The organism is Microvirga alba (genome assembly GCF_015694465.1).
Lineage (GTDB): Bacteria > Pseudomonadota > Alphaproteobacteria > Rhizobiales > Beijerinckiaceae > Microvirga > Microvirga alba.
This window is the reverse complement of the sequence record NZ_JADQDO010000001.1, coordinates 175,983-201,620: the sequence shown is the minus strand read 5'-3', so window position 1 is coordinate 201,620 and position 25,638 is coordinate 175,983. Positions and strand designations below refer to the sequence as shown.

Below are 25,638 nucleotides of genomic sequence, written 5' to 3'. Positions count from 1 at the left end.
TTAGAGATCCTTTCTGAGGCGCGGGTCGAGCAGATCGCGGAATCCGTCGCCCACCATCTGGAGCGACAAAACGGACACCACGATCGCGATTCCGGGAAACAGCGTCATCCAGTCGGCTTGGCCGATATACTGGCGGCCTGCCGCGATCATCGTTCCCCATGTCGGAATTTCGGGGCTCACGCCAAGGCCGAGGAACGACAGCCCCGCTTCCGCCAGCATGGCGTAGGCGAAAATGAAAGTTCCCTGGACGAGGATCGGCGACACGAGATTGCGCAGAACGTGCCGCGTCATGATCCGCCAAGTCGGAACGCCGAGCGCTCGCGCGGCTTCCACATAGGGCAACTCGCGAATGACGAGGGTCGAGGCGCGCACGATGCGGGCAAGGCGCGGCGTATAGACGATGCCGAGCGCAACGATGACGGTGAGCAGCGACGGCCCGAGCGCCGCGACAAGCGCGATCGCGAGCAGAATATCGGGAAACGCCATCATCGCATCGATGATGCGGGCAATCGGCGTATCGAGGCGCTTGAAAAAGCCCGCAACGAGGCCGAGCGCGATACCGAAGATCGCGGCGAAGGTCACGACCGAGATGCCCACGAGCAGCGAAAGACGGCCCGCGTAGATGGTGCGGCTGAATACGTCACGACCGAATTCGTCGGTCCCAAACCAGAACGTCGCACTCGGCGGCTTCAGGCGATTAACGACGGAGAGCTTGTTTGGCGCATACGGGGCCAGAACAGGCGCGAGGATTGCCACGAACGCGACAGCGAACAGGGCAAGAATGCCGATCAAAACCGTCTTCCGGCTGACAAGCCGTAAGATGAAATTGACCGGCGTCGGCGCGGGAGAAGATACAGCGGCGGCCATCAGTAGCGCACCCGGGGGTCGACGAGCAGATAGAGCATGTCGATCAGGAAGTTGATGAGCACATAGAGCGCGGCGATGATGAGAAGCGCCCCTTGAATGACCGGGTAATCGCGCCGCAGCACCGCCGAGACGACAAGGCTGCCGACGCCGGGCAAGCCGAACACCGTCTCCGTGACGACTGCGCCCGAAACGAGCAGCGCCGCTGTGATGCCGACAACCGTCAGGACCGGAATGAGCGCGTTCTTGAAGGCGTGTTTCATGATCACGCGAAACTCGCTCATGCCTTTCGAGCGAGCCGTGCGGACGTAGTCGTCATTGAGCACGTCGAGCATGCTCGCTCGCGTGAAGCGCAGGATCAGGGCCGACGACACCACGCCGAGCGAGATCGCGGGCAGTATCAAATGAGACAGACGGGTCAGGAGGCTCGCACCAGGGCCGCCATAGCCGGAAACAGGAAACACGCCCCATCGCACCGCGAGAATCTGGATGAGGATGAGGCCGAGCCAGAAACTCGGAATGGACGCCGCGAGCATGGCAAGTGTCGTCGCCCCCTGATCGAAGAGCGAGCCGCGCCAATAGGCGGACATGATCCCGACGGGGATGGCAATGATTCCGGCAATGAGAATCGAGAACAGGGTGAGGAAGAAGGTCGGCTCGGCGCGCTCCGCGAGCGCGGTCAGAACGGGCCGGTTGAGGAAGATGGATTCGCCGAGATCGCCCTGCAGCAATTGCCCGAAGAAGATGCCGTATTGAATGATGATCGGCCGGTCGAGGCCGAGACGGGTACGCAAGGACGCGACGTCCTGTGCGGTCGCATCGGGCCCGAGCATGACGGCGGCCGGATCACCGGGTGCGATGCGCACGATGATGAACACGATCGTCACGACCACGAACATCACGGCAAGCATGCCGAGCAGACGTTGGAAGACGTAGCGGCCCATACGTTTCTGACTTAATCCTTGAGGGGCGGCGAAGGGCGCCACGAATGACGCCCTTCGATAGGAAGCGTTCGAGGTTACTTCTTGACTGATACGTTCCAGAAGTAGGGCCACGGAGCAGGCACCACACCGTCGAGCTTGGGCGACTGCGCCGAGAGGGCATTGAAGTCGCCGATCTTGATGCTCGGCGTCTCGACATACATGACTTTCTGAACCTCGGCCCACAACGCGGGCCGCTTCTTCGGATCGCTCTCGGTGTTGAACGCATCGACAGCCTGCTTACGGGCGGGCGTCGACCACCAGCCGGGCGAGCTCTCAGAGAGCTGACCGATCAGCGCGGGCTCCGGCAGGAACGGGCTGTGGGTGATGTAGATGTCCCACAGAGCCGCATCGGCGCGGCGTTGCGTCAGCGTAGCCCAATCGACCACCTGCATGTCGACCGAGAAGCCCGCCTGCTTGAGATATTCCGCCGCGACCTGCGCCATCTTGTAGTGGAATTCATACTGGCGGCTCGTGAGGATGCGCACCGGCTTGCCGTCGTAGTTCGCCTTTTTCAGAAGCGCTTTGGCCTTGTCGGGATCGGCGACGTTATACTTTCCTTCCGTTCCGGCCTCGGAGTGCCACACATAGCCCTTCGGATACATGGCACCGTCGAGCGAATAGAACTCCTTGCTGCCGAAAGCGGCAGCCAGCATGTCTTCCATACTCAGCGCCATTCGCACCGCCATGCGCGAGTCGATGTTCGCCATCACGCCCTGCTTCGTGTTCATGACGAAGACCGGCCAGCCGAAGGGTTTAAGCAGAACCGGCTTCGTGGTCTGCAGGTTCTTGATGCGATCGTAGGATTCGACCGGCAGGGAATCCACATAGTCGAACTGGCCCGAGATCGCGCCTTCGATGCGCGTGTTCGGATCGGGAACTGGCACGAAGCGAACTTCGTCCAGGAGCGGCTTGCGTGCGCCGCCGTACCCGTTAGCGTCGCCGCTGCGCGGCTTGTAGCCGTCATACCGCACGAGCTGGATATACTGATCGGGCTTGCGTTCCTTCAGCTTGTACGGCCCCGTGCCGACCGGCTCGGTCAGCGGATTGGCCATCTTACCCGCAGGCATGATGACAGCCGCAGAATTATTGAAGGCCAGCAGCGCCAACAGGGGCGCGTAAGGCGATTTCAGGACGATGCGAACGGTGGAGGGATCGACGACTTCCACCTTGTCGATGTTGCCGGCGGTCTGCTTGCCGCGCGAGGCCAGGTCCATCCAGCGCTTGAGCGATGCCACGACGTCATCGGCCGTCATCGCCGATCCGTCATGGAAAGTAACGCCGGAGCGCAGTTTGATGGTGTAGACCTTGCCGCCGTCCGTGATTTCCGGAAGGCTCTCCGCCAGCAACGGCGTGACGTTCCAATCCTTGTCGAAGGTGAACAGGGTCTCGAAGAAATGCTGCGTCACGATGCCGACGAGATCGGCGGTCGAGACCATGGGATCCAAAGTCGGCGGCTCACCGATGGTGGCCACGTTGACGATCCCTCCCGTTTGTTGAGCCAACGCCGAGCCGGCCCCAAGCGCCATGACACCCGACAGTAACGCACCTGCCAAAAGCTTCATTTTCGACTCCCCTATTCCATATTTATGGATTGTGCCCTCTAGTTATGTCATAGTGCGAGAGATATGCCTTTGCGTCAATAGGATCGATGACAAGACCGGAGGACCCGACGCAGTGAGATGGCGGCCGTGTTCCGCCTTCACACCAGTTTGAGATAAGCGTCGAGATCGAGCGAGGAACGCTGACCGAGATCATCCGCATGTGATGCGAGAAACGCCTCTGCCGCGCGGCGACCTTCATCGCGCAATTTCGTCAGAAACTCCCATTCGGCGTTGAGCTTGGATGAGTACCCGAGTTCCGTCATGGCGTCGCTCTCGATGCGGTGGATGCGCATCCGCGCCCATCGATCGCATTCCCGGTCGCCGTGATTGGCGGCCTGCCGCAGAAGGGCGATCATCCGCAATTCCTTCAACAGGCAGGCATTGAATGACACTTCGTTGAGTCGATTCAGAATCTCGCGCGCCGTCCGTGGCGTGCCCGATCGTTCGACGGGATTGATCTGCACCAGAACCGTGTCGCCTGAAGTGCATTCCCGTATCAGCGGCGAGATCGTCGGATTGCCCGTGTACCCGCCATCCCAATAAGCCTCGCCATCGATCTCGATGGCCTGAAACAAGGTTGGAAGGCAGGCGGATGCAAGCAGCACTTCAGGCGAAAGTTCGTCGTGCCGAAACACCCGCCCCTCCCCGGTCCGCACATTGGTCGCGGTGACATAAAGCCGGATGCGCGACTTCCTCAGGCGCTTGAAATCGATACTCTCGGCAAGAATCTCGCGCAGCGGATTGGTGCCCTGCGGGTTGAGATCGTAAGGCGAGAAGATCCGCGCCATCAGGTCGAACGCAATGAAGACCGGGGACGTGTCGAGCGTCCAGCGGCCCATCAGGATATCAAGCGGGCCACGTCGGAAAGGGCTGAGAAGGGCTGCATCGGAAACGCGCCGCCAGAAACGCTCGAGCGCCGCCTTGGCCCCGGCGACGCCCCCCTCCGTATATCCATCCGCCATCACCGCCGCGTTCATGGCGCCGGCCGATGTGCCCGAGATACCCTCGATCGTAAGCCAGGGCTCGTCAAGCAAACGGTCGAGCACGCCCCATGTGAACGCCCCATGGGCGCCTCCACCCTGCAGGGCGAGGTCAACGATCACCGGAGCCCGGTCGGGACGGGATTTTGAAGATGCTGGACGGGTCAGGGGCCTACCTCCAGCTGATGTTTCCGATGGCGCTTGTGTGAGCCGGTCCAAACCCGACAAAGGCGCGCGAAACACCGTAACGCAGAATGGTGAACACTCGCGTTAGAGATTGGCGTGCAGCAACGACCGACTCTGCCATGGGCTCTGCCTCCCACGCTTCACTGGCAGTGTACGAGGATGGCGAGGCGATGCAAACGCTCTTCCGAGTATTGCGAAAACGACAGCAGCCGGCCGCCAGAGCGATCTGGCGGTCGGCTGCGTAAAGCAAATTGGCGTTCGGGGTCGGGCCCTAGATGACCCGGCTCAGGAACGCGCGTGTGCGCGGATGTTGCGGGTTCACCAGAATATCTTCCGGCTTGCCCTGCTCGACGACATATCCGCCATCCATGAACACCACGCGGTCCGCAGCCTCCTTGGCAAAGCCGATTTCGTGGGTGACGACGATCATCGTCAGCCCCTGCTCCGCCAGGTCCTTCATGGTCGCGAGCACTTCGCCGACAAGCTCGGGATCGAGCGCGGAGGTGGGCTCATCGAACAGCATCAGCTTGGGCTTGATCGCCAGCGCGCGGGCAATCGCGACGCGCTGCTGCTGCCCGCCGGACAATTGCCGCGGGTAAGCGTCGGCCTTTTCGGTGAGACCGACGCGTTGCAGCAGAGCCAACGCATACTTCTCCGCCTCTTGCCGGCTCTCACCGTGAATGCCGATCGGCGCTTCGATGATGTTCTGCAGAACCGTCAGATGCGGATACAGGTTGAACTGCTGGAACACCATTCCGATCTGCCGACGCTGCCGGGCAATTGCGCGCGGCGACAGCTTGTGAAGGTGGTTGCCGCGCAATTCGTACCCGATCTGCTCTCCACCAACCTCGATCGAGCCGCGATTCATTGCTTCGAGATGGTTGATGCATCGCAAGAAGGTTGATTTGCCAGAGCCGGAGGGGCCGAGGATCACGACGGTTTCGCCGGGCATCACATCAAGATCGATGCCTTTCAGGACCTCGACGTCAGCGAACGATTTGTGCACGTTGCGCGCTCTGACCAGCGGCCGAGACGTCACAACGGCTTCGGGCAAGGTTTTTGCGTTCATCGCGCATCCCCCATATTGATCGAGCCGTCGCGAATGTCCGTCGCGGTTTCGGCGGCGTCCTTGGCGCGCGGCGCTTTCGCCGCCGCAGTCGATCCCTTCTCGCCGCGAGAATAGTAGCGCTCGATCGCGGATTGTCCGACGTTGAGGATCGAGGTCACCAACAGGTACCAGAGAACCGCCACCATCAAGAGTGGGATGATCTCGAAGGTCCGGTTATAGACCGCCTGCACCGAATAGAGCAGATCGCCCATGGCGATGACGCTGACCAGCGACGTGGCCTTGATCATGCTGATGAGCTGGTTGCCCGTGGGCGGAATGATCGACCGCATGGCTTGCGGAATGATGATGCGACGCAGGGCGCGGGCGCGCGTCATGCCAAAGGCCTGAGTCGTCTCGACCTGCCCGGAATCGACCGAAAGCAAGCCGCCGCGAATGATCTCGGCCATGTAGGCCGCCTCGTTCAGGGCCAGACCGGCAATGGCAGCCGTCAATGGCGTAATGAGGTCGTTTGTTTTCCAGCTGACCAAATCGGGACCGAAGGGAATTCCCACCGAGATCTGAGGGAACAAGGTCGAGAGATTGTACCAGAAGATCAGCTGAACCAGCAGCGGTGTGCCACGGAAGAACCAGATATAAAGGCTCGACAGCATCACCAGCAGCTTGCTGTCCGACATACGTGCGACGGCCAGAAGCAGCCCGATCACCACGCCGATGATCATGGCGACCACCGTCAGGCCGAGGCTCACCGACAGGCCGCGAAGAATCGAGTCCGCCGTGAACCATTGCCCGACGACATGCCATTCGAAATTCTTGTTGTTGGCGACGATCCAACCGAACTTGAGCGTGATGGCGAGCGTAAACGCCCACATCAGCCAGCGGCCATAATTGATCGGCTGGCGGGCATGAGCGACGTCACGGAGCGCGAGCTCCGTGACGTCGTCCTTCGGCGAAAGCGCCGGGTTGATGGCGGGCGACGTCACTGCTTCTTACCGGCGAGGTTGATGCCCGGCGCCTTGAGCATGTTGTTCTCAAGGCCCCACTTCTTCATGATCGCCGCATAGGTGCCGTTGGCGAACAGCTTCTGATAAGCCCCAAGGATCACCTCGCCGAGGACCGAGCCCTTTGGAACGACAGTGCCCTGGAAAAGATCCTCGAAGCCATTGCTCTTGCCGACCGCCGCCAGTTCCAGCTCGCCGTTGGACTGCTGGATGAAATAGGTCAGCGGCGCTTGCGACGAGAAGAACGCGTCCGAGCGCTTCGAGCGCACGGCGAGGATCGAGGTGGGCTGATCGGCGAAGGACTGAACCTCGATCGCAGGCTTGCCGGCCTTGGTGCAGGACTCGGCCTGCTGTTTGATGACACGTTCCGCCGAACCGCCCGACATCACGGCGATGCGCGCGCCGCAGGTATCGTCGAGGCTCTGGATGTTCTTCGGGTTGCCCTTCTGCACGGCGAAGACGACGTATTCCTGCACGAAATCGACGAAGTCGTTCGCGGCCTGACGATCCGGGAAATCGCCGGTGGGGCCGATGCCCATCTGGTAACGGCCGGACTTGATGCCGGCAAGCATGCCCGAAAGACCGCTGACCGATTCATGGCGCATCTTGATGCCGAGCACCTCACCGATGGCGTGAGCGAGATCCGCGCTCGCGCCGGTCAGGCTGCGCGTATCCGTCACGATCTCATAGGGAGGGAAAGAGCCATTGTTGACGGAGATGATCTCGCCCGCATCGAGAATCTCCTTCGGCAGTTTCGCGCGCAAGGCGGCATCGACCGTTTGCGTCGGAACCTTGATCTCCTGCGCGTAGAGCGGCGCGGAGAAGAGCGTGGCGGCCAGAAGGGCTGCGGATGCGATTGCACTGGATTTCATGACGAGTTTCCCTTGATTGGGCGCAGCTTTTCAGGCGCTGGCCTTGTTGAGTTCAGGCTTTTCGAACCTACGGTTCGCGAGGCACGGCAGAATATTGCGCGCATGGGAGAGACGCGCAGGGTCGATGTCGGCGAAGACGAGAGCTGGCGCTTCCGCCGCGCGAGCAATGGCGACGCCGAGCGGATCGACCACTAAACTGTTGCCGATATTGCGCTCGCCGCACTCGCCGACGGCGACCACGTAGGTCGTGTTCTCAAGCGCGCGCGCCGTGACCAGCACTTCCCAGTGGGCCTCCTTCAGCGGCCCCTTAACCCAGGCGGCGGGCAGCGCCAGCACATCCGCGCCATCTAGCACAAGGCGCCGCGCCAGTTCGGGGAAGCGTACGTCATAGCAGGTCATCATGCCGACCTTGAGGCCAGCCACTTCCACGAGCGGCGGCACATCGTCACCGGGCATGACGTTGGTCGATTCCTTGGCTGAAAACGCGTCGTAGAGATGGAGCTTGCGGTACTCCGCCACGACCTCGCCATTGCGCAACACGACGAAGAGGTTCCAGACTCGCTCCGCGCCCGTCGGCGTGTGGATCGTCAGCATTACTGTCATGTCGCTGCCCCGGCTCGCTTCAACAAGCTGGGACATGAAGGGACCGTCGATCGGCTGTGCGGCTTTCAGCACGAGGTTCGGATCGGCAATGTCGCGTGCCAGAATGCCTTCCGGCAGCACCAGCAGGTCGGCGCCGCCTTCTTGCGCTTCACGCATCAACCGCAGGCAGGTGTTGGCGTTTTCCTGCCACTCGCGGCTCACCGCGAACTGCCCGAGCGCAACTTTCATGATTGGTTTCCTCTTTCTTGTTCGGTCGATCACGCCGCCTCTGACGGGAACAGGTCCCGTGGCGAAAGCTGCTTGTCGGTCAGGTTCTGGGCGTGAAGCTCGGTCGCGAAATCGGCAATCATGTGCTCGTTCGCGGCAAAGCCATTGCGATCCCACGACGCGGGCAGATCGCGAGTGACCTGCCGGATCTCGTCGATGATCCAGGGCGTAGTGTCCGCATATTTCGCGCGCTTTTCCAGCCACACGCGGGTGGATTCATCGAGCAGTTCGCTCAACGCCTGCGGCAGCCAGGGATGCTCCTCGACGATGGTAGGCTTGATGCCGAGGAGGTGCATACCGGGCACGTACCCGACATCGTTGAAGTATTCGACTTCAGCCTTGCGGAAATCGGGCACCAGCTGGCGAAACTTGGAATCCGCATCGAAGAATCCAGGCGGCATGAAGGGCGTGAAGACGGCGTCGAGCACGCCTTCTTCCAAAAGCTCCATCATGGGCCGCTCGCCGGGCGCCGCTTCGATGCGGCCGGGACGGCCATAGCTGCCGAGCCGATTGACGATGGGATGCGCTTCCGTCAACCGACCAGCATACCAATACGCATCGTCGATGCCGATGCCGATGCGCCGCAGGATCGCGCGAGTCCAGGTATTGCCGGAATCCTGCCAGCCCGTGAGGCCGATCTTCTTGCCTGCAAGCTGATCAAGCGTGGTGATGTTGCTTGCCTTGGTGGTGATGATGCAGCGATGGCGGAAGCCGCGCATCAGGAAGTGCGGCACGCCGACAATCGACGTCTCCCCGCGCGCACGCCCGAGCGAATATCGGCTGAACGAAATCTCACCCGCATCGTAGCGCGGATCGGTCGCCAGGTCCTCGGGCAGGGTTCCGACCCGGTCCAGCTGAAGGTCGAACCGGCCCGACCGCACATCCCCCAACGCCAGGGGAACCACGTAGTCCCAATCCCGAACCGCAAGTCTAATCGTAATACTCAAACTCGCCCCCTTGAGCGTCATTCAAATGCCGTTACGGAAGAGGTTAATTGTTTACTTTCTTCTGGACAATGATAGTTTTGTTACTGAACAAAAGAAAGTTAAGATGACCAATACTCTGGCAATCGGGTGGCTGACGGCGCGCCTTCATGATCGAACGATGCGCGGAATCGCGCTTGAAACAGGGGCTTTGATCCGATCCGGCGCGATTCCGGTCGGCGTTCAACTGCCACCGGTCCGCGAGTTGGCGCAGGCTCTCGGCGTCAGCCCTGCGACAATTTCGTCCGCGTGGAGTGAACTCCGGCGCCACAAGGTGATCAGCGGACGCGGGCGCAACGGTGTCTGGGTCAGCGGCGACAAGATCACGCCAAGGCCTCAGCGGTTCGAGAACATCGGCAACTTTGGCGATCATGTCATCGATCTCAGTGTCGCGGCGCCGGACCCTGCCCTGCTTCCGCCCTTGAGCGAGGCGCTGCAGCACGGTGCGAAAGCCGCGAAATTGAACAGCTATCAGCGCATCCCGATCTCGGATTCCCTGCGGGACGCGGCGCGGAGAAGATGGCCCTATGACGCACAGGCCTTCCTCGCGGCCAATGGCGGCTTCGAAGCCGTCTATGTGACCCTTCAGGCCCTGGTGATGCCGGGATCGGTTGTCGCGATCGAAGACCCGACCGCCATGCGGCTTTTGGACATTCTCGACAATCTCGGTGCGCACATCGTCCCGGTTAATTGCGATGACGAAGGTCCCACACCTGACTCTCTCGCGCAGGCACTCCAGAAGAAGCCGGCGGCGTTCATCTATCAACCCCGAGCCCACGCGCTCACCGGGCATCTGATCAGCGCCGCACGGCATGCGGAATTGGCGCAGGTGCTGAAGGGTAGCGACACGCTGATCGTCGAGGACGACGGCATCGGCGACCTGTCCAGCTTGCCGCCCGCTAGCCTTGGGACACACTTCCCAGAACGGACGGTTCGCATCCTGTCCTATTCCAAAACCTTCGGTCCGGATCTGCGCCTTGCGGTGCTTTCCAGTTCAACGGACATCGTCAGTCAGATCCAGGCTTATCGTAGCTTCGGTGCCGGTTGGACGAGCCGCATCCTGCAGGACGCCGTCGCCTGGTTGATCGATGACCCGCAGACCAGCGCCATCGTTGATCATGCGAGAATCACCTACGCGGAACGACGACGGACGCTTCTGAATCTGCTTCGCGCACGCGGCCTTCACTTGCCCGACAGGGATGGTCTATGCATCTGGCTTCCCGTCAGATCCGAGCAATTCGCGCTCGTAACCCTCGCAGCGCGACAGATCGCGGTCATGCCGGGTCGGAAATTCTGCATCAGGCCGACGAACCACATCCGTGTCGCGACCTGCCTCCTCACGAGCAACTTTGAAACAGTGGCCGACGCCCTCACGCTGATCGACGCCGAGACGGCGCCCAGCCCGAAGGCTCGTATATCGGCGTGACCGCAAACTCCTTTTGACCCGGATCGGCGTTTGCGACAGAAACCCACGCGTTGGGAACGCACCACGGATGAGGCACGGCGTATGATATTGATATTCGGCTCCATCAATATGGATCTCGTTGCACGGGTCAGCGCTATCGCCCGACCGGGAGAGACCGTGCTTTCGCCGCGCGCTGAGAGCTTTTTCGGCGGCAAGGGCGCCAACCAAGCCGTCGCAGCGGCGCGGGCTGTCCGCGACCCATCGATCGGGGTGGCGATGGCAGGCGCAATCGGAAGTGATTCATTCGGCCCCGCCTGTCTCGGCAACCTGCGGGAAAACGGCCTCGACGTGACCGCGATCCGCACTGTTTCCGAGCCGACCGGCTGCGCCTTCATTACCGTCGATGCAGGCGGCGAGAACGCCATCACCGTCGCGAGCGGCGCCAACCTCGCGGTTCGGTCGCAGGATCTCAGCGATGAACTGTTGTCCAAAACGACCGTGCTCGTTCTGCAAATGGAAGTCCCGCTGGAGGAGAGCCTCGCGGCAGCCACTCGCGCACGCGCGTTCGGAATCAAAGTCGTGTGGAACCTCGCGCCGGCGCCGACCGATCGGGACCGGCATCGCATCCCTGAAATTCTGGCCGTCACCGACGTGCTCGTGGTGAACGAACACGAGGCCGTCGCAACCGCGGCTCTCGTCAGCGGGAAAGACGAAGGAGACTACCAACAGGCCGCGACGCAACTCGCACATGGCTTCGGCCTTGCCTGCGTCGTCACCGCCGGCTCGCGCGGTGCTCTGGCGCTGCTGCCCGATGGCAGCCGCCTGCACGCACCCGCCCTGCCCGTCACCCCGACCGACACGACCGGTGCCGGCGATACCTTTGTCGGCGTCATGGCCGTCGGCCTGGCGGAGGGCTTGGACCTCACAACTGCCATGGAGCAAGCCTGCTGCGCCGCATCCCTGTCGTGCCTGAAGCTCGGGGCGCAAGCCGGCATGCCCCGGCGGGAAGAGATCGACCGTGCTTTAGCGGAAAACGCCGCCCCTGCGCTCGGGGTGAAACTCTATCCATAGCCGAATTAAAGATTCGACATTTCCGCTAAGTAAAGCTAGGTGATTAAACGGTTAATCAAAACAGCTCCGGTTCATGTCAACCCTGCGCTCGCGTCCCAATTTAAGTGACATCGCTGCGGCGCTTGGCGTGTCGGTCGCGACCGTCTCCAATGCCATGTCCGGCAAGGGGCGCGTGTCGACCGAACTGATCGAGAAAATCCGAAAAACCGCGGCGGAGATCGGTTACATCCCGTCCTTTCCCGGAAAGGCTTTACGCACGGGGCGAAGCGGCGTTCTCGGATTGGTTCTGGCCGACATCGTTCACCCCCTCTTCCCGCAAATCGCGCAGGCCGTCGAATTCGCCGCCGCCAATTGCGGCTATGGCGTCCTCATCGCCGACTCGCGGGGCGACACCGCGACGCAGGCCGATGCAATCAACCGACTTCTGGAACGCGGAGCCGATGGACTGGTGGTCGTGCCGAGAAGAGGCACACGCATCGGCGACATCGGCCGCCCCGTTGTTGTGATCGACAGCCCCTCGACGCCGGGCAACACCGTTGCTGCGGACCACTGGAACGGTGGTCAGCAAATTGCGCGACATCTCCTCTCTCACGGGCATCGGCGCTTCGTCATCATCGGCGGAAGTTCGACCTCGAATGTTCAGAACGACCGCGTCGGCGGCATCCGCTCGTCATTGCCGACTGATGCCGCAAGCGAAGTGATCTGGATCGAGGGCATTGAACAGAGTAAGGCGAAGGGCTGCGATCTGGACCTTGCCGCGAAGGCACGCCAGGGATTCACGGCGTTTTGCGCCGTTTCCGATCTTCATGCCTTGCGGGCGCTGATGGAATTACAGCGCGGGGGCGTCGCTGTGCCGGAAGAAGCCAGCGTGACGGGGTTCGACGACCTGATCTGGTCGCCTGTCGTCACACCCGGCCTCACGACCATGCGCATGGACATGGCGACCATTGCTGAGATCGCGATTGCCCGCCTCATCGATGCCATCGAGGCAGAAGGCCGCGGCCCGGACGACGATGTCGCGTCTTCAGAGATTCATTCTTCAAACATCTCGCATGACATCTCGGCGGCCGACGTCTCGAGTGTCCCGATGCAACTTGTTGTCCGCCAGTCGAGCGGTCGGGCACCTGTTCACCAACGTTCAATCCAGGAGGAGTAGAGGTACTATGAGGAAGGCACTTTTGGCATCCGGCGCAGCCTTGATGCTTTTCACGCAAGGGGCGCAGGCCCAAGAGCGTAAGCTCGTCATTTCCGTTTACGGGTTCGCGCAGGATGCGTTCAAGACGATCCTGTACGATCCGTTCGAGGCGAAATGCGGCTGCAAGGTCGTGGTCGAAACGGGCAATAGCGTCGAGCGTCTCGCGAAGCTCGAGGCCAACAAAGGCAACCCAGTCATCGATATGGCGGTCGTATCGACCGCCGACGCCTTGGCTGCGTCCCGCGCTGGACTGATCGCGCCCATCGATGTCACCAAACTGTCGAACTACGACAAGCTCTACGACATCGCCAAGGACCCCATCGGCGGCCACTTGAGCGTCGGCTACACCTTCTACGCCACGTCGATCGTCTATCGCGCGGACAAGGTCACGATCAATTCCTGGAACGACCTGTTCTCGAAGGAGCTCGCCGGTCGCGTTGCGTTCCCGAATGTGACCACCAACCAGGGACCGCCGACTCTCTACATGGTCGGCAAGGCCATGGGGCAGAACACGCCGGACCTGAAAGCGCCAATCGCAAAAGTCGCTGAGCACAAGGACGATTTCGTTACCTTCTACGTCCGCTCATCGCAGCTGGTGCAGTTGATGCAGCAGGAAGAGATCTGGGCGGCGCCGATCGGCCGCTTTGCCTGGGACGGTTTTGCCAAGATGAACTTCCCGATCAAGTGGGCCTCGCCGAAGGAAGGCCAGACCGGCGGCATGAACGTCATGATGCTGGTGAAGGGCGCGAAGAATAAGGATCTGGCGCTGGAATTCATGGATTACTGGCTGTCCACGGAGATACAGACCAAACTCGCCGAACGCCTCGTCGACAGCCCGTCCAACAAGGAAGTGAAGCTTCCCCCGGCCATCGCCGACAATCTGACCTATGGCGATGACATCGTGAAGACGCTGGACCTGCAGCCTGCGGATGCCATCCTCGACAACCGCGACAACTGGCTTTCACAGTGGAATGCCAAGGTCGGGCAGTAGCAAACAAGATCGCCGTGACGGTCTCGCGTTGAATGGCGATGGTCCCGGTTTTGGGACCATCGTCTCCTCGTGACGATCGCCGCGCCGGACGCATATACGGGCTGATCCCTCATGTTTCAGAACCGAGCCGAAGCCTTGGCTCTTGCTCTTCCCGCCGCCTTGTTCGCGGCGGTCGTTTTCATCGCGCCGGTCGTGATCCTTCTGTCCGAAGGGATGCGCAACGCCGAGGGCTGGTCGCTGGCCTCCTACGTGGCGTTCTTCACGACACCGCTCAATCTCACCGTGTTCATCCGCACCCTCAAGCTCGGTGCGATGGTGACGGTGGTCGCAGCGATCATCGGCTACGCGACGGCTTTGTGTATCGTAAATCTGCCGCCCAAGGGGCGCGGCCGGATGGTCGGGCTGGTCGTTCTGCCGCTCATGATTTCGCCCGTGGCACGTACCTATGCGTGGATCGTGATCCTCGGCCGCACGGGGTTCGTCAATCAGGCGCTGACCGGCTTGGGTCTGACCGATGGGCCAATCCGGATTCTCTTCTCCGAAACGGCCGTGTTCATCGGCCTGCTGCAGCTGTTTCTACCGCTTATGATCATCGCCCTCATCAGCGCGCTTGAAAATATGCCTCGCGATGCGATTCCTGCTGCGCGCGTGCTGGGCGCGAACTGGCTTCAGGTGTTCTGGAAGGTCATTCTTCCCCTCACCAAGGAAGGCCTCGTGATCGGCGGAACGCTCGTCTTCACCGGCTCGCTGACGGCCTATATCACCCCCGCCATTCTCGGCGGATCGAAAGTCCTCATGCTGGAAACGCTGCTCTACCAACGCGTCACGGTTGCGAACGACTTCGCCTCCGCGAGCGTGATCGCGATGATCCTCATCGTCATGAGCTTCTCCGCGAATCTGTTGCTGAAGCGACTCGCAACCGCGAGGGCCAAACGATGACGTCCCGCCTTCTGTCGACGATCATTCTGACGATCGTCATGCTTTTCCTGATCGGTCCCTTCCTCATCATCGTCGCGGCATCGCTGTCGGCGGGCGACACGCTGGCCTTTCCGCCGCAGGGCCTCTCCTTCAAATGGGTCCTGAAGGTCTTTGAGATCGAAAGCTTCCGCGCGAGCTTCGTCATGTCGATGATGCTCGCGATCCTCGGAACGCTGGCCGCGCTTGTCATCGGCATTCCGGTGTCTTACGCGCTGGCCCGCTACAAGGTGCCCTTCGGCGAGACGGTGCGGACCATCGTCTCCGCGCCGATCATCGTTCCAGGCATCATCGTCGGTCTCGCACTTCTGCGCTATCTGGTCATTCCGCTCGGGTTCAATATCGGGCTTGCGCTGTTTATGGCTCATACCGCCCTCGTGCTGCCCTATGCGGTGCGCGTCGTCTCAGCCAGCATGGTCAATTTGCGTAGCGACATCGAGGAGGCCGCTGTCCTTCTCGGCTGCTCGCGGCTCGGCGCATTCCTCCGCGTCGTTCTGCCCAGCATTCGCGGGGGCATTCTCGCCGCTTTCATTCTGGGCTTCGTGACGAGCTTCAATCAGGTTCCGGTGTCTCTCTTCCTTTCGGGCCCGGGGGTGCGAACCTTGCCGATCGACATGCTCGCCTATCTCGAAACCACTTACGATCCGTCGGTCGCCGCGCTCTCGGCGCTCCTGGCCTTCATGTCCATCGGCATCGTGTTCCTGGCCGAACGCTTTCTGGGATTCTCTCGCTATGTCTGACACCTCCTTCCTGTCCCTCGAGCAGCTGACCCTGGCCTACGACGACAATATCGCCGTCAGGAATCTCGACCTGGGCATCAAGCGCGGCGAGCTTGTCGCATTGCTCGGCCCCTCGGGCTGCGGCAAGACCACGACCATGCGTTCGATCGCGGGGCTTCTGACGCCGAAATCGGGCGTCATCCGGCTCGATGGCGCGGACATTACTCGCGTCCCCGCCAACAAGCGCGCGGTGGGCCTCGTCTTTCAGTCCTATGCCCTGTTTCCGCACCTCTCCGTCTTCGAGAACGTGGCCTTCGGCCTGCGGCTGAAGAAAGTGGCGAAGCACGAACTCGAAAAGCGGGTCGAGAACGGATTGAAGTCCGTCGGCCTCAGCAAATTCGCGGCCCGCAAGCCTGCCGAACTGTCCGGTGGCCAGCAGCAGCGTGTGGCTCTGGCGCGTTCCATGGTGATGGAACCGAAAGTGTTGCTGCTCGACGAGCCGCTTTCCAACCTCGACGCTCGCCTGCGCCTCGAAATGCGCACGGAGTTGCAGCGTGTGCAGAAGGAGAGCGGCATCACGATGATTTTCGTGACGCACGATCAGGTCGAAGCGCTTGCGCTCGCCGACCGCATCGTCGTGATGCGCGACGGTCTCATCGAGCAGATCGGCACGCCGGAGGACATCTACAACAAGCCCGCCTCCGCCTTCGTGGCCGACTTCGTCGGCTTTGAGAATGTCTTCGCCCTTGAGGCCGGACAGCTGAAAACGCCGCATGGCCTGATCAACCTGTCGGGCTCCGCTCCGGCGGGGATTGCGGGCCTCGCGTGGCGTCCCAACACCGTCAAACTCGACCAGGGCCCCTATCAGGGCACGGTGCTCGGCACGTCGTTTGCAGGCCGCACGCGGGAATATCTTTTGGATACGCCGCTCGGCCCGATCAAAGCCGAGGTCGATGCGGGTTTCCCTGGGCATGAGCTCGGCACATCGCTGAATTTCAACCTCCCCGTCGAAGACGCCGCGCCCCTGGCGCGGTTTGCGTGAGGGTGCGATGGGAGTCTGGATCGACACCGATATGGGGTTCGACGACATGCTGGCGGTTGCCATCGTCAGTCAGTCGGACCTCGAGATCGACGGCGTCTCGCTCGTCTTCGGCAACGCGCCTCTAGACAGGGTCAAGGACAACGCCGCCCGCGCGGTCGCCGCGTTCGGTTGGGCCTTTCCGGTCCACAACGGCCGCGCCCTATCGACCTTGGGCAAGCTCGAAACGGCGCAGCGCATTCTCGGCGAAAGCGGAATTCCGACCGCGGGCAAAACCCTTCCGTCCGCGACGCTGCTGCCGCATAGCGACGCGTTTCTGGCGCTGAGCGACTGGCTGGAATCAGGCCCGGACAATGAGCCTCGCCGCATTCTCGCGCTCGGCCCGTTGACCAACATCGCAGCTCTCGCATTGGCGCGACCCGACCTTGCCAGGAAGATCGGCGAATTGACCTGGATGGGCGGCGGCGTCACCAGCGGCAATCATACGCCTTCGGCCGAGTTCAATGCCTATGCCGACCCCGAGGCGCTCGCCATCGTGCTCGCAAGCGGCATTCCTCTCCGGATGGTCGATCTCGACATCTGCCGCCAAGTGCTCGTCGAGCCCTCAGCTGTTCTGCCGATCCGCGCCGAGAGCGGCAGGCACGCCGTCGCTTTGGCCGACATGCTCGCCGGATTTATCGACATCGCCATCAAGCGGAACCGCCCGGCAATGGCGATCTACGATCCCATCGCGGCGCTCGCCTTCACCACGTCGGATGTGGTGCGCTTCCGGCCCGCGCAAATCGAGGTCGAGCTCGGCGGGCTTCTGACGCGCGGCAGAACCGTCGTCGATAGCCGCCCGAGCGCCGCGTTCAATGCGCAAGTCGCCGACACAATCGACGTGGAGCGCGCAAGAACCCTGACACTGAATGCGCTGCGCGTGGAGGCTACGCGATGAGCACGCGCATGCAGGAACCCGCGGATTTGAACGAGCGCGCACTACGCGACAGGGCTGTCGGGGCCGCGCGCGGCGACGCGCCTTTCGATGTGCTGCTCAAGGGTGGAACTCTGGTCGACATGGTGACGGGCGAGTTGCGCTTGGCCGATGTCGGCCTTGTCGGCCCGCTGATTGCCAGCGTGCACGAACCGGACGCGCTGACGGCAGCCGACGAGATCATCGACGCGACAGGCACCTATATCGCGCCGGGGCTCATCGATACGCACATGCATATCGAAAGCTCGATGGTGACACCGGCAACCTATGCCAAAACCGTGTTGCCGCGCGGTGTGACCACCATTGTCTGGGATCCGCACGAATTAGGCAATGTGAGCGGCCTTTCCGGCGTCAGATGGGCCATCGAGGCTTCTCGCGATTTGCCTCTGCGCGTCGTGACGCTCGCGCCCTCCTGCGTTCCTTCCGCACCCGGTCTTGAATTGGCGGGCGCTGATTTCGGGCCGGAGGAATTGGAAGAAATTCTGTCGTGGCCCGAGATCGGCGGACTTGCCGAGGTCATGAACATGCGCGGTGTGATCGACCGCGATCCGCGCATGACCGGCATCGTCCAAGCGGGCCTTGCTTCCAGCAAGCTCGTCTGCGGCCATGCGCGTGGATTAGGCGGCGCGGATCTGAATGCGTTCATGACGGCAGGCGTGAGCTCGGATCATGAGCTGATCTCCGCCGACGATCTGATGGCAAAGCTCCGGGCGGGTCTCACGATCGAACTGCGCGGTTCGCACGATCATCTTCTGCCTGAATTCGTCGCGGCGCTGAACAAGCTCGGCCACTTGCCGCAGACCGTGACGCTGTGCACGGACGACGTCTTTCCCGACGATCTCGACATGAGCGGCGGCCTGGACGACGTGGTGCGGCGGCTCGTCCGCTATGGCATGCGTCCCGAATGGGCCTTGCGCGCCGCGACCCTGAACGCCGCGAACCGGCTCGGGCGCGTTGATCTCGGCCTCGTCGCAGCAGGACGACGGGCGGACATCGTGCTCTTCGATGATCTGACCACTTTCAAGGCTCGGCACGTCTTCGCCAGCGGCCGGACAATCGCCACCAATGGCGAGATGACAGTCCCCCTGCCCCCTCTCGCGGCCGCGACCTTGCGCGATACGATGAAACTTCAGCCACTGACTGAAGTGGATTTCATGATCCCCGCGAAGGGCAAGAGGGCGCGTCTCGCGACAATCGATCGGCCCCGCTTCACGCAATGGGGCGAAACCGTCGCCGATATCCACGATGGCTTCGTCGTTCTGCCGGAGGGCGCGACGCTGATCAGCGTCATCCACCGCCATGGCAAGGCCGATAGCCGTCCGCGCGTGGGCCTCTTGACCGGTTGGGGCAAGTGGAACGGAGCCTTCTGCACGACCGTCTCGCATGACAGCCACAACCTCACGGTCTTCGGCGGCAATCCACGCGATATGAGCATCGCGGCCAATGCCGTCGTTGAGGCGGGCGGCGGCATGGCGGTGGCGTCGAATGGAAAATTGGACGCGCTTCTGGAGCTGCCGCTTTGCGGCTTGGTGTCCGAGGCGGAGATGACTGAGGTTGCCGACGGCTTTCGCGCCATCCGCACAGCTGTCGATCGCATCGCGCCCTGGCAACCGCCCTATCTCGTGTTCAAGGCGTGTTTTGGTGCGACGCTGGCCTGCAATGCCGGTCCACATCAGACGGATCGCGGCATCGCGGATGTTGCGACGAATGCCGTTCTTGAAACCCCTGTTCTGGAGATCATGGATTGATTCCGCGCGAGATCCTCGACGATGTGACTTTCCTGCGCGATCTGCGCCGGGATCTTCACGCTCATCCCGAACTCGGCTTCGAGGAAGAGCGTACGAGCGAAATCGTCGCGTCGATACTGACTGAGGCTGGCCTTCAGATTCATCGCGGCCTTGGCAAGACGGGAATCGTCGGCACACTGCAGGTCGGGAACGGAACCCGCACCATCGGCCTGCGCGCGGATATGGATGCGCTTGCCATGCCTGAATTGGCGGAGCGTCCCTACAAGTCAAAGACCTCTGGCAAGATGCATGCGTGCGGCCATGACGGGCACACCGCCCTGCTTCTGGGCGCGGCGCGCTATCTGGCGCGGACACGCAATTTTTCAGGCAAGGTCCATTTCATCTTCCAGCCCGCCGAGGAAGGGCGTGGCGGCGCGAAGAAAATGGTCGAGGATGGGCTCTTCGAGCTCTTTCCTTGCGATGCTGTCTATGGCCTCCATAACATGCCAGGCCTGGACACGAACCAGATGGCGGTCGTGGTCGGGCCTCAACTTGCCTCTTCGGATAGCTGGCTCGTCACCTTCAAGGGCGTCGGCACGCATGGCGCGAAGCCGCATCTCGGCAAGGACCCGATTACCGCAAGTGCGCATTTCCTCGCGTCTCTTCAGACGATTGTCGGGCGTGTCGTCGATCCATTGCAGCCCGCCGTCGTGAGCGCCTGCTCCGTCCACGCGGGCGATCCGAAGGCGCTCAACGTGATTCCCGACATCGTCGAGATCGGAGGAACCGCGCGCGCCTATTCGAGCAAGGTCAGGGACCAACTGGAAACCGAAATCGGCCGGTTGGCGCACGGCGTCGCCGCGATGTTCGATATCGACGTGACATATGAATTCATCCGGCGCATTCCGCCGGTCGTCAATGATCCGGATGCGACCGCGCGGGCCCTCAAAGCCGCCCGGACTGTCTGCGGAACGAACGTCGTCACCGACTTTCCCCCATCGACCGCTGGCGATGATTTTGCCTTTTTCGGCGAGGCCGCGCCGGGTGCTTATGTCTGGCTCGGAAACGGACCCGCCGTGGATGGGGCGCTTCACCACAACACCGCGTATGATTTCAACGACGATGCCATTCCGACAGGCGTTGCCTTTTGGGCCACGCTCGTGGAACAGGAGCTGGCCTTGGCGATGGACACGCCGACCTGATTCCAGCAATTCAGGAATGAAGGAAGCCAGCGATGCGGCCCCACGATTTTTGGCAGGAAATACACGAGCCCGCGACGTTCGAGCGCCAACCCGAAGCGGGATATCGCATTTTTTTTCCGGCGGAATTCGATGACGGGCGTCAATTGCGCCTGCCGATCAGAGAATTGTCGGACGGCAAACATGCCCTGGCCTCACTGATCATCAATCAGGCTAGCTTCGCGGTTGAAGAAGCGCTCTGCGCGAGCTTGGCGAAAAAAGTCGCCGAGTACGAGCCTGACGTCGTCGTGGGATTGCCGACATTGGGTCTTACGCTCGCGCGCGGAGCCGCGAAGGAGCTCGGCCACTCCCGTTACGTTCCGCTCGGCACATCGCGAAAATTCTGGTACCGCGAAGACCTCTCCGTCCCGCTGACATCCATCACAAGTCCCGGCCACGTAAAGCGCCTCTATGTGGATCCGCGCATGTTGCCCGTGCTCGAGAACAGGCGCGTCCTCCTCGTCGATGACGTGATCAGCAGCGGCACATCCATTGTCGCCGCCCTGGAGCTGCTCGCACAATGCGGCATCTCCCCGGTCGCCATCGGCGCGGCCATGCTGCAAACGGACAGGTGGAAAAAGCGGCTCGCGGACGTGAACGCGGAATGGCCTGAGCGCGTAGTCGGCGTGTTCAAGACACCTCTTCTTACACGCGGAGCCTCAGGCGGTTGGACCCCCGAAGTCTAGAGCGCAGCCCAATCTGATATCTGCAAGACTGCGGCAGAGATTTGCAACCTGATCATGAACTGAAAGAGGCGTTAGGCCTCGATCTCGCCTGACGATGCTGACGGCCGGGCATGCCCAAGGCCGTCAGCAACATGAGCCATCGCTTTCACGCAATCAGATGACATTAGGACAACTGTATCTCATCCAAGAAGCTCGTTCCGATCTCCGGCGCCTCGACATCAAAAATGTCAGCAATCGTCGCGGCGATATCGGCAAGACTCTCTCGCATGAAGATGCCACGTGGTTTGATATGCGGGTTCCAAACCAGAAGCGGCGTGAATTCTCTGGTATGCTTGTCGTGGCCGATTGTCGGATCATTCCCGTGATCCCCCGTGACGATTAGGAGATCGCGCGGGCCGAGCATATCCATCATCCTGCCAATCCCCTCATCAGACATGCGCAGGCATGCGGCATACCTTTCCGCACTCTCGTCGTGGCCTGCAAGATCCGTCTCCTGGATATTGATCGCGATGAGGCCGCGCTTCACTCGAGCCAGTGACGCATAGGTCGCGTCCAGAACCGGCTGGGTCAAAACGTGCGGTTCCTTGTGCGCCCCTTGGCAGGTGATCACATCGGCAACCTTGCCGATCAACTCGACCTCGAAGCCTGCTTTCTTCAGGATCGTGGGAATCTGTACATCGGGTTTGGTACCGCTCGTCAGGTGCCGGACGACATAGTTGCTCGTATAGAGACCGAGGGCGACATTATTGACGCCGCATTGCCCAGTCGGCCTCCGTTCGGTGCAGCGGCGGATATCCGCCGCGTTAAAGCCGTATCCGCCCATCGCGACGACACGCCGGACCCTGGCCACGGACCTCAGGATTTCGCCAACGGCGACGATCTCCTCATAAGGCTGATCATCGATCGAACCGACACAATGGTAAGTCTGAAGCGGGTCGCTTTCCAGATTGTCGCCGCAGATCATACGGCCGTCGACGAACAGGGCCGCGAGTCCATCTCCAGCCGGCTCGACGTGATGTCCGTGGCGGCGCAGAGCCGCCGCCACATCATCTCGGACAACTTCAAACAACTCCTCCGGCACGTCTGGAACCCGAGATCCCATGATGACCTGATGACCGAGATAAGTGTCGGCACCTTTGTAGCCCAGCGAAAAGACGCTATGGACTGAGATCGGGTTGGGTTCGACCCGCAGGCCGGAATCGGGAGCGACCGTTCCAAGGCCAAGACGCTCCAGGTTCGGCAGGGACAAACCGCCCGCCGCCCTCACAACGTGCTTCAGAGTGTTCGATCCCACATCGTTCGGCCTTACCAGATGGACATCCGGCATGGCACCCAGACCCAGGGCATCGAGGACAAGAATGATCACACGATCAAATTGCGGCTTCTCAGTTTGCATACTTGGTCTCGCCTTGTGCTTGGCAGAACAATTCAGGTCGGGAGATTGCCTTCACGCGGCAGCAGGTGGACGGCGTCCTCATCGAACGCGACTCCAAGATGGTCACCTTCCTTGATCCTCCAGGACTTGCCGAGAGTGGATCGGACCGCAGTCACCAGCGCGGAGCCGATACGGACGCGGTACTCGGTCTGGTCGCCGAGATACTCCACCTCTTCCACCCTTCCGGCGAGGCCGCTGCCTGGCTGCTGCAGGACAACAGCCTCGGGGCGGATGAGAGCTAGTACATCGGAATCTCTCAGGGCCGCCGGTGCCTGCACGCGCAGCATCTGGCCAAGAACATCCACACTCGCAGCGCCGCCTTCGTAGCCTGTTACCTGGGCTGGGAGAGCATTCACCTTGCCGACGAATTGCGCGACGAATAGCGTTGCCGGCCGTGCATAAATCTCCTCCGGTGGTCCGATCTGCTCAATCCTGCCGGCTCGCATGACAGCGATCCGATCCGAGAGACTCATCGCCTCGTCCTGATCGTGTGTCACGAACAACGCCGTCGTCCCCAGGCGCTGTTGCAGACGTCGGAGTTCGGATCTGACCTGGACCCGAAGCTTCGCGTCGAGGTTGGACAAGGGCTCGTCGAACAAAAGAAGATCGGGATTCATCACCAGCGCGCGCGCAACAGCGACGCGCTGCTGCTGGCCGCCAGATAGCTGACCCGGGAGACGCGGACCGTAATCCTCAAGCCCAACAGCCGTCAGTGCTGTTTTGACCTCAGTTCCGATCTGAGCTTCGGCGACGCGGCGGATACGCAGGGAATAAGCGACGTTGTCGAAGACGCTCATATGGGGGAAGAGCGCGTAGTTCTGGAACACCAGTCCGATGCGCCGGTGATGAGGCGGAAGTCGTGCGATGGAGCGGGAGTCGAGCAGGATTTCCCCCTCCTCGAATTCCTCGAGCCCTGCAAGGGTGCGCAGAACCGTAGTCTTGCCACATCCGGACGGCCCAAGCAGAGTAACGAACTCGCCAGGCGCAAGAGACAGGTTGAAGTCTGTAACGACCGGAAGGCGACGGCCGCGTCCGATGCGATACGATTTGTTGAGACCCTTGATTGAAAGGGCCTTCGCCCGTGCGGTTTCCATCTTCATTAAAGCACTTCCTAGTGGGCTTCGCGCCAGTCGCGACCGAGGAGTCGTGGCACGCCGTGGATGATGAGCAGAACCATAAGCACGACGATCACGCTGAGGGCCGCAGCCTCACCGACATCGCCTCTGTCCATCTGGGACAGGATGGTCGGCGTGACGAGAGACCAATGCGGCGAGACGACGAAGATGACTGCGCTCAAAGTCGTCACGCTGCGGGTGAAAGAGAACACCATTCCGGCGAGTAGAGCCGGCCGCACAAGTGGCAGCAGAACCCGCCACAAGGTCTCACCCGACGTCGCACCCATCGTGGTGGAGGCCTCGTCAAGCGTCCGATTGATCTGATTGAGCGCTGCGACGCCCGAGCGAATGCCGTACGGCAGGGAGCGTACCGCAAAAGCCGCAATGATGATGGCAGCGGTGCCAGTCAGTATCAGGGGCGGCCCATTGAATGCCAGACCGAATGCAAGCCCAATGACGGTTCCCGGGATCGCAAGCGGCAGATTGGCGATGAAGTCCATGATCGAGCGCCCAGGCGCTTTGGTCCTCGCAACGATCCAGGCAATCAGCAATCCCAACACCACTGAGATAAACGATGCAATGACGCCTAGTGTGAGGGTATCGAGAAGCGCCCCGCGCGACTTGGTCAGTGCAGCGATAAAGTGTTTCGGTGTCAGCGCGTAGTTGACGCCGAACAATTGGGTTACGGCGCCAGCGATGATCGTTCCATACTGCAAACAGATTATGAACGTGATGGATCCGACGAACAGCAATGCCGCCGCCTGAACGCCGAGATGGCGCACTTCCCGATGGCGGCTCGAACCTTTCACGCCCACGGAGGCGAACGACATCCGCGACGTCAGCATCTTGTGCGCGAAGAACATCAGCACCGCCGGGATCAGGAGCAGTACCGCGAGGGCCGCGCCCTGAGGGATGTCGTACATGCCGATGATCATCTGGTAGATCTGCGAGGACATGACGGGAAAATCCCCGCCCAGCAGCAGCGGATTGCCTAGATCCGCGAACGAATAGCTGAACATCAGGAGTGCTGCGCCCGCGAGACCGGGCACAAGAAGTGGCAGGCTTACCGTCCTTAGGACCCGCCAGCCGTTCGCTCCCATCGTGGCCGCGGCTTCCTCAAGCGAAGCGTCGAGGCCGCGGAAGAGGTTGAGCATGAGGAGATAGGCGAACGGGAAATAGGATATGAGCTGAGCGATAACCAGTCCCTTGAAACCATAGAGACCGGAACTCTGGATACCGAACAGCTCGTTCGTGATCAGCCCTCTTCTGCCGTAAAGCAGGATCAGCCCAAGAGCCATGAGGATTGGCGGCGAGATCGTGGGCAGGAGCGCGAAGAAGTGCCAGACCCTTTTACCCGGAATCGCCACCCGTGCGATGGCATACGCATACAGCGTTGCCAGAATCGTGCCGAGCACCGCTACGGTCGCGCCCAACAGCAATGTGTTCCAGAAAACTGTGCGGTTAAAGGGATCGGCGACAATTGCTCCAATCGTGGCCAATGACAGGTGCCCATCGACGACGAATGCCCGCGAGAGCAAGTCGATCATCGGATAGGCCGTAAAGATCAAGACGAACAGAGCTGCGGCGGGATAGACGACATAGAGCGTCCAATCCCTGCCGCGGCCCTTTTCCGTCACGCTCGTGAGCGCGATCGAAGTCATTA

The 25,638-nt window shown here is 61.4% G+C and carries 23 protein-coding genes; 11 read left to right on the top strand and 12 right to left on the bottom strand.

Features of this window, described 5'->3' with window-relative positions; translation table 11 throughout:
- From I2H38_RS00980 to I2H38_RS00940, 9 genes are all read right to left on the bottom strand, one after another.
- Complete coding sequence (locus I2H38_RS00980; RefSeq protein ID WP_196269930.1) at positions 1–867, bottom strand: ABC transporter permease; 867 nt, start codon at positions 865–867, stop codon at positions 1–3.
- Complete coding sequence (locus tag I2H38_RS00975) at positions 867–1,808, bottom strand: ABC transporter permease (protein ID WP_196269929.1); 942 nt, start codon at positions 1,806–1,808, stop codon at positions 867–869. The genes I2H38_RS00980 and I2H38_RS00975 overlap by 1 nt, the downstream gene beginning before the upstream one ends.
- 74 nt (positions 1,809–1,882) lie before the next feature.
- Entirely contained in the window at positions 1,883–3,409 is a 1,527-nt protein-coding gene (locus I2H38_RS00970) for an ABC transporter substrate-binding protein (protein WP_196269928.1), read from the bottom strand.
- Between the two features lie 137 nt (positions 3,410–3,546).
- The gene (locus I2H38_RS00965; RefSeq protein ID WP_324617322.1) at positions 3,547–4,551 is read right to left on the bottom strand and encodes a patatin-like phospholipase family protein; all 1,005 of its coding nucleotides are present in this window, start codon (positions 4,549–4,551) and stop codon (positions 3,547–3,549) included.
- Positions 4,552–4,885: 334 nt separating this feature from the next.
- Positions 4,886–5,683 carry an amino acid ABC transporter ATP-binding protein gene (locus tag I2H38_RS00960; RefSeq protein WP_210324633.1) on the bottom strand — a complete coding sequence of 266 codons (798 nt, stop codon included), beginning with the start codon at positions 5,681–5,683 and terminating at the stop codon, positions 4,886–4,888.
- Positions 5,680–6,648 carry an amino acid ABC transporter permease gene (locus I2H38_RS00955; protein ID WP_324617340.1) on the bottom strand — a complete coding sequence of 323 codons (969 nt, stop codon included), beginning with the start codon at positions 6,646–6,648 and terminating at the stop codon, positions 5,680–5,682. The genes I2H38_RS00960 and I2H38_RS00955 overlap by 4 nt, the downstream gene beginning before the upstream one ends.
- Before the next feature lie 11 nt (positions 6,649–6,659).
- Positions 6,660–7,553, bottom strand: a complete 894-nt coding sequence (locus tag I2H38_RS00950) for an ABC transporter substrate-binding protein (protein ID WP_196269927.1) — start codon at positions 7,551–7,553, stop codon at positions 6,660–6,662.
- 30 nt (positions 7,554–7,583) lie between these two features.
- Complete coding sequence (locus tag I2H38_RS00945; protein WP_196269926.1) at positions 7,584–8,384, bottom strand: deaminated glutathione amidase; 801 nt, start codon at positions 8,382–8,384, stop codon at positions 7,584–7,586.
- Between the two features lie 29 nt (positions 8,385–8,413).
- Positions 8,414–9,370, bottom strand: coding sequence for a substrate-binding domain-containing protein (locus I2H38_RS00940; RefSeq protein WP_196269925.1), 957 nt, complete (start codon positions 9,368–9,370; stop codon positions 8,414–8,416).
- Between the two features lie 103 nt (positions 9,371–9,473).
- Between I2H38_RS00940 and I2H38_RS00935 the strand changes: the two genes are divergently transcribed.
- From I2H38_RS00935 to I2H38_RS00885, 11 genes are all read left to right on the top strand, one after another.
- Positions 9,474–10,832, top strand: coding sequence for an aminotransferase-like domain-containing protein (locus I2H38_RS00935; protein WP_196269924.1), 1,359 nt, complete (start codon positions 9,474–9,476; stop codon positions 10,830–10,832).
- 81 nt (positions 10,833–10,913) lie between these two features.
- On the top strand, positions 10,914–11,882 hold the full coding sequence (locus tag I2H38_RS00930; RefSeq protein WP_196269923.1) for a ribokinase: 969 nt from the start codon (positions 10,914–10,916) through the stop codon (positions 11,880–11,882).
- 73 nt (positions 11,883–11,955) lie between these two features.
- A complete protein-coding gene (locus tag I2H38_RS00925) occupies positions 11,956–13,038 on the top strand; it encodes a LacI family DNA-binding transcriptional regulator (RefSeq protein ID WP_196269922.1) in 1,083 nt (360 codons plus the stop codon).
- A 7-nt stretch (positions 13,039–13,045) separates the two neighbouring features.
- Positions 13,046–14,068 (top strand): ABC transporter substrate-binding protein, encoded by a 1,023-nt coding sequence (locus I2H38_RS00920; RefSeq protein WP_196269921.1) that lies wholly within the window; start codon positions 13,046–13,048, stop codon positions 14,066–14,068.
- Between the two features lie 111 nt (positions 14,069–14,179).
- Positions 14,180–15,007, top strand: coding sequence for an ABC transporter permease (locus I2H38_RS00915; protein WP_196269920.1), 828 nt, complete (start codon positions 14,180–14,182; stop codon positions 15,005–15,007).
- Positions 15,004–15,783 (top strand): ABC transporter permease, encoded by a 780-nt coding sequence (locus I2H38_RS00910; protein WP_196269919.1) that lies wholly within the window; start codon positions 15,004–15,006, stop codon positions 15,781–15,783. The genes I2H38_RS00915 and I2H38_RS00910 overlap by 4 nt, the downstream gene beginning before the upstream one ends.
- Positions 15,776–16,804 carry an ABC transporter ATP-binding protein gene (locus I2H38_RS00905; RefSeq protein ID WP_196269918.1) on the top strand — a complete coding sequence of 343 codons (1,029 nt, stop codon included), beginning with the start codon at positions 15,776–15,778 and terminating at the stop codon, positions 16,802–16,804. The genes I2H38_RS00910 and I2H38_RS00905 overlap by 8 nt, the downstream gene beginning before the upstream one ends.
- Before the next feature lie 7 nt (positions 16,805–16,811).
- Positions 16,812–17,738 (top strand): nucleoside hydrolase, encoded by a 927-nt coding sequence (locus I2H38_RS00900; RefSeq protein ID WP_196269917.1) that lies wholly within the window; start codon positions 16,812–16,814, stop codon positions 17,736–17,738.
- Positions 17,735–19,522, top strand: a complete 1,788-nt coding sequence (locus I2H38_RS00895) for an adenine deaminase (protein ID WP_229426484.1) — start codon at positions 17,735–17,737, stop codon at positions 19,520–19,522. Before I2H38_RS00900 ends, I2H38_RS00895 begins: the two co-directional genes overlap by 4 nt.
- Positions 19,519–20,703: a M20 aminoacylase family protein gene (locus I2H38_RS00890; protein ID WP_196269916.1), complete on the top strand. Its 1,185-nt coding sequence runs from the start codon at positions 19,519–19,521 to the stop codon at positions 20,701–20,703. The genes I2H38_RS00895 and I2H38_RS00890 overlap by 4 nt, the downstream gene beginning before the upstream one ends.
- Positions 20,704–20,735: 32 nt before the next feature.
- Positions 20,736–21,425, top strand: a complete 690-nt coding sequence (locus I2H38_RS00885; RefSeq protein ID WP_196269915.1) for a phosphoribosyltransferase — start codon at positions 20,736–20,738, stop codon at positions 21,423–21,425.
- A 163-nt stretch (positions 21,426–21,588) separates the two neighbouring features.
- Here I2H38_RS00885 and I2H38_RS00880 read toward each other — a convergent pair whose 3' ends face one another.
- From I2H38_RS00880 to I2H38_RS00870, 3 genes are read right to left on the bottom strand one after another with little or no spacing between them, the layout of a single operon-like run.
- Positions 21,589–22,821, bottom strand: a complete 1,233-nt coding sequence (locus I2H38_RS00880; RefSeq protein ID WP_196269914.1) for a phosphopentomutase — start codon at positions 22,819–22,821, stop codon at positions 21,589–21,591.
- A 32-nt stretch (positions 22,822–22,853) separates the two neighbouring features.
- Positions 22,854–23,960, bottom strand: coding sequence for an ABC transporter ATP-binding protein (locus tag I2H38_RS00875; protein ID WP_196269913.1), 1,107 nt, complete (start codon positions 23,958–23,960; stop codon positions 22,854–22,856).
- Between the two features lie 11 nt (positions 23,961–23,971).
- Positions 23,972–25,636, bottom strand: a complete 1,665-nt coding sequence (locus I2H38_RS00870; protein ID WP_196269912.1) for an ABC transporter permease — start codon at positions 25,634–25,636, stop codon at positions 23,972–23,974.
- Positions 25,637–25,638: the final 2 nt, after the last annotated feature.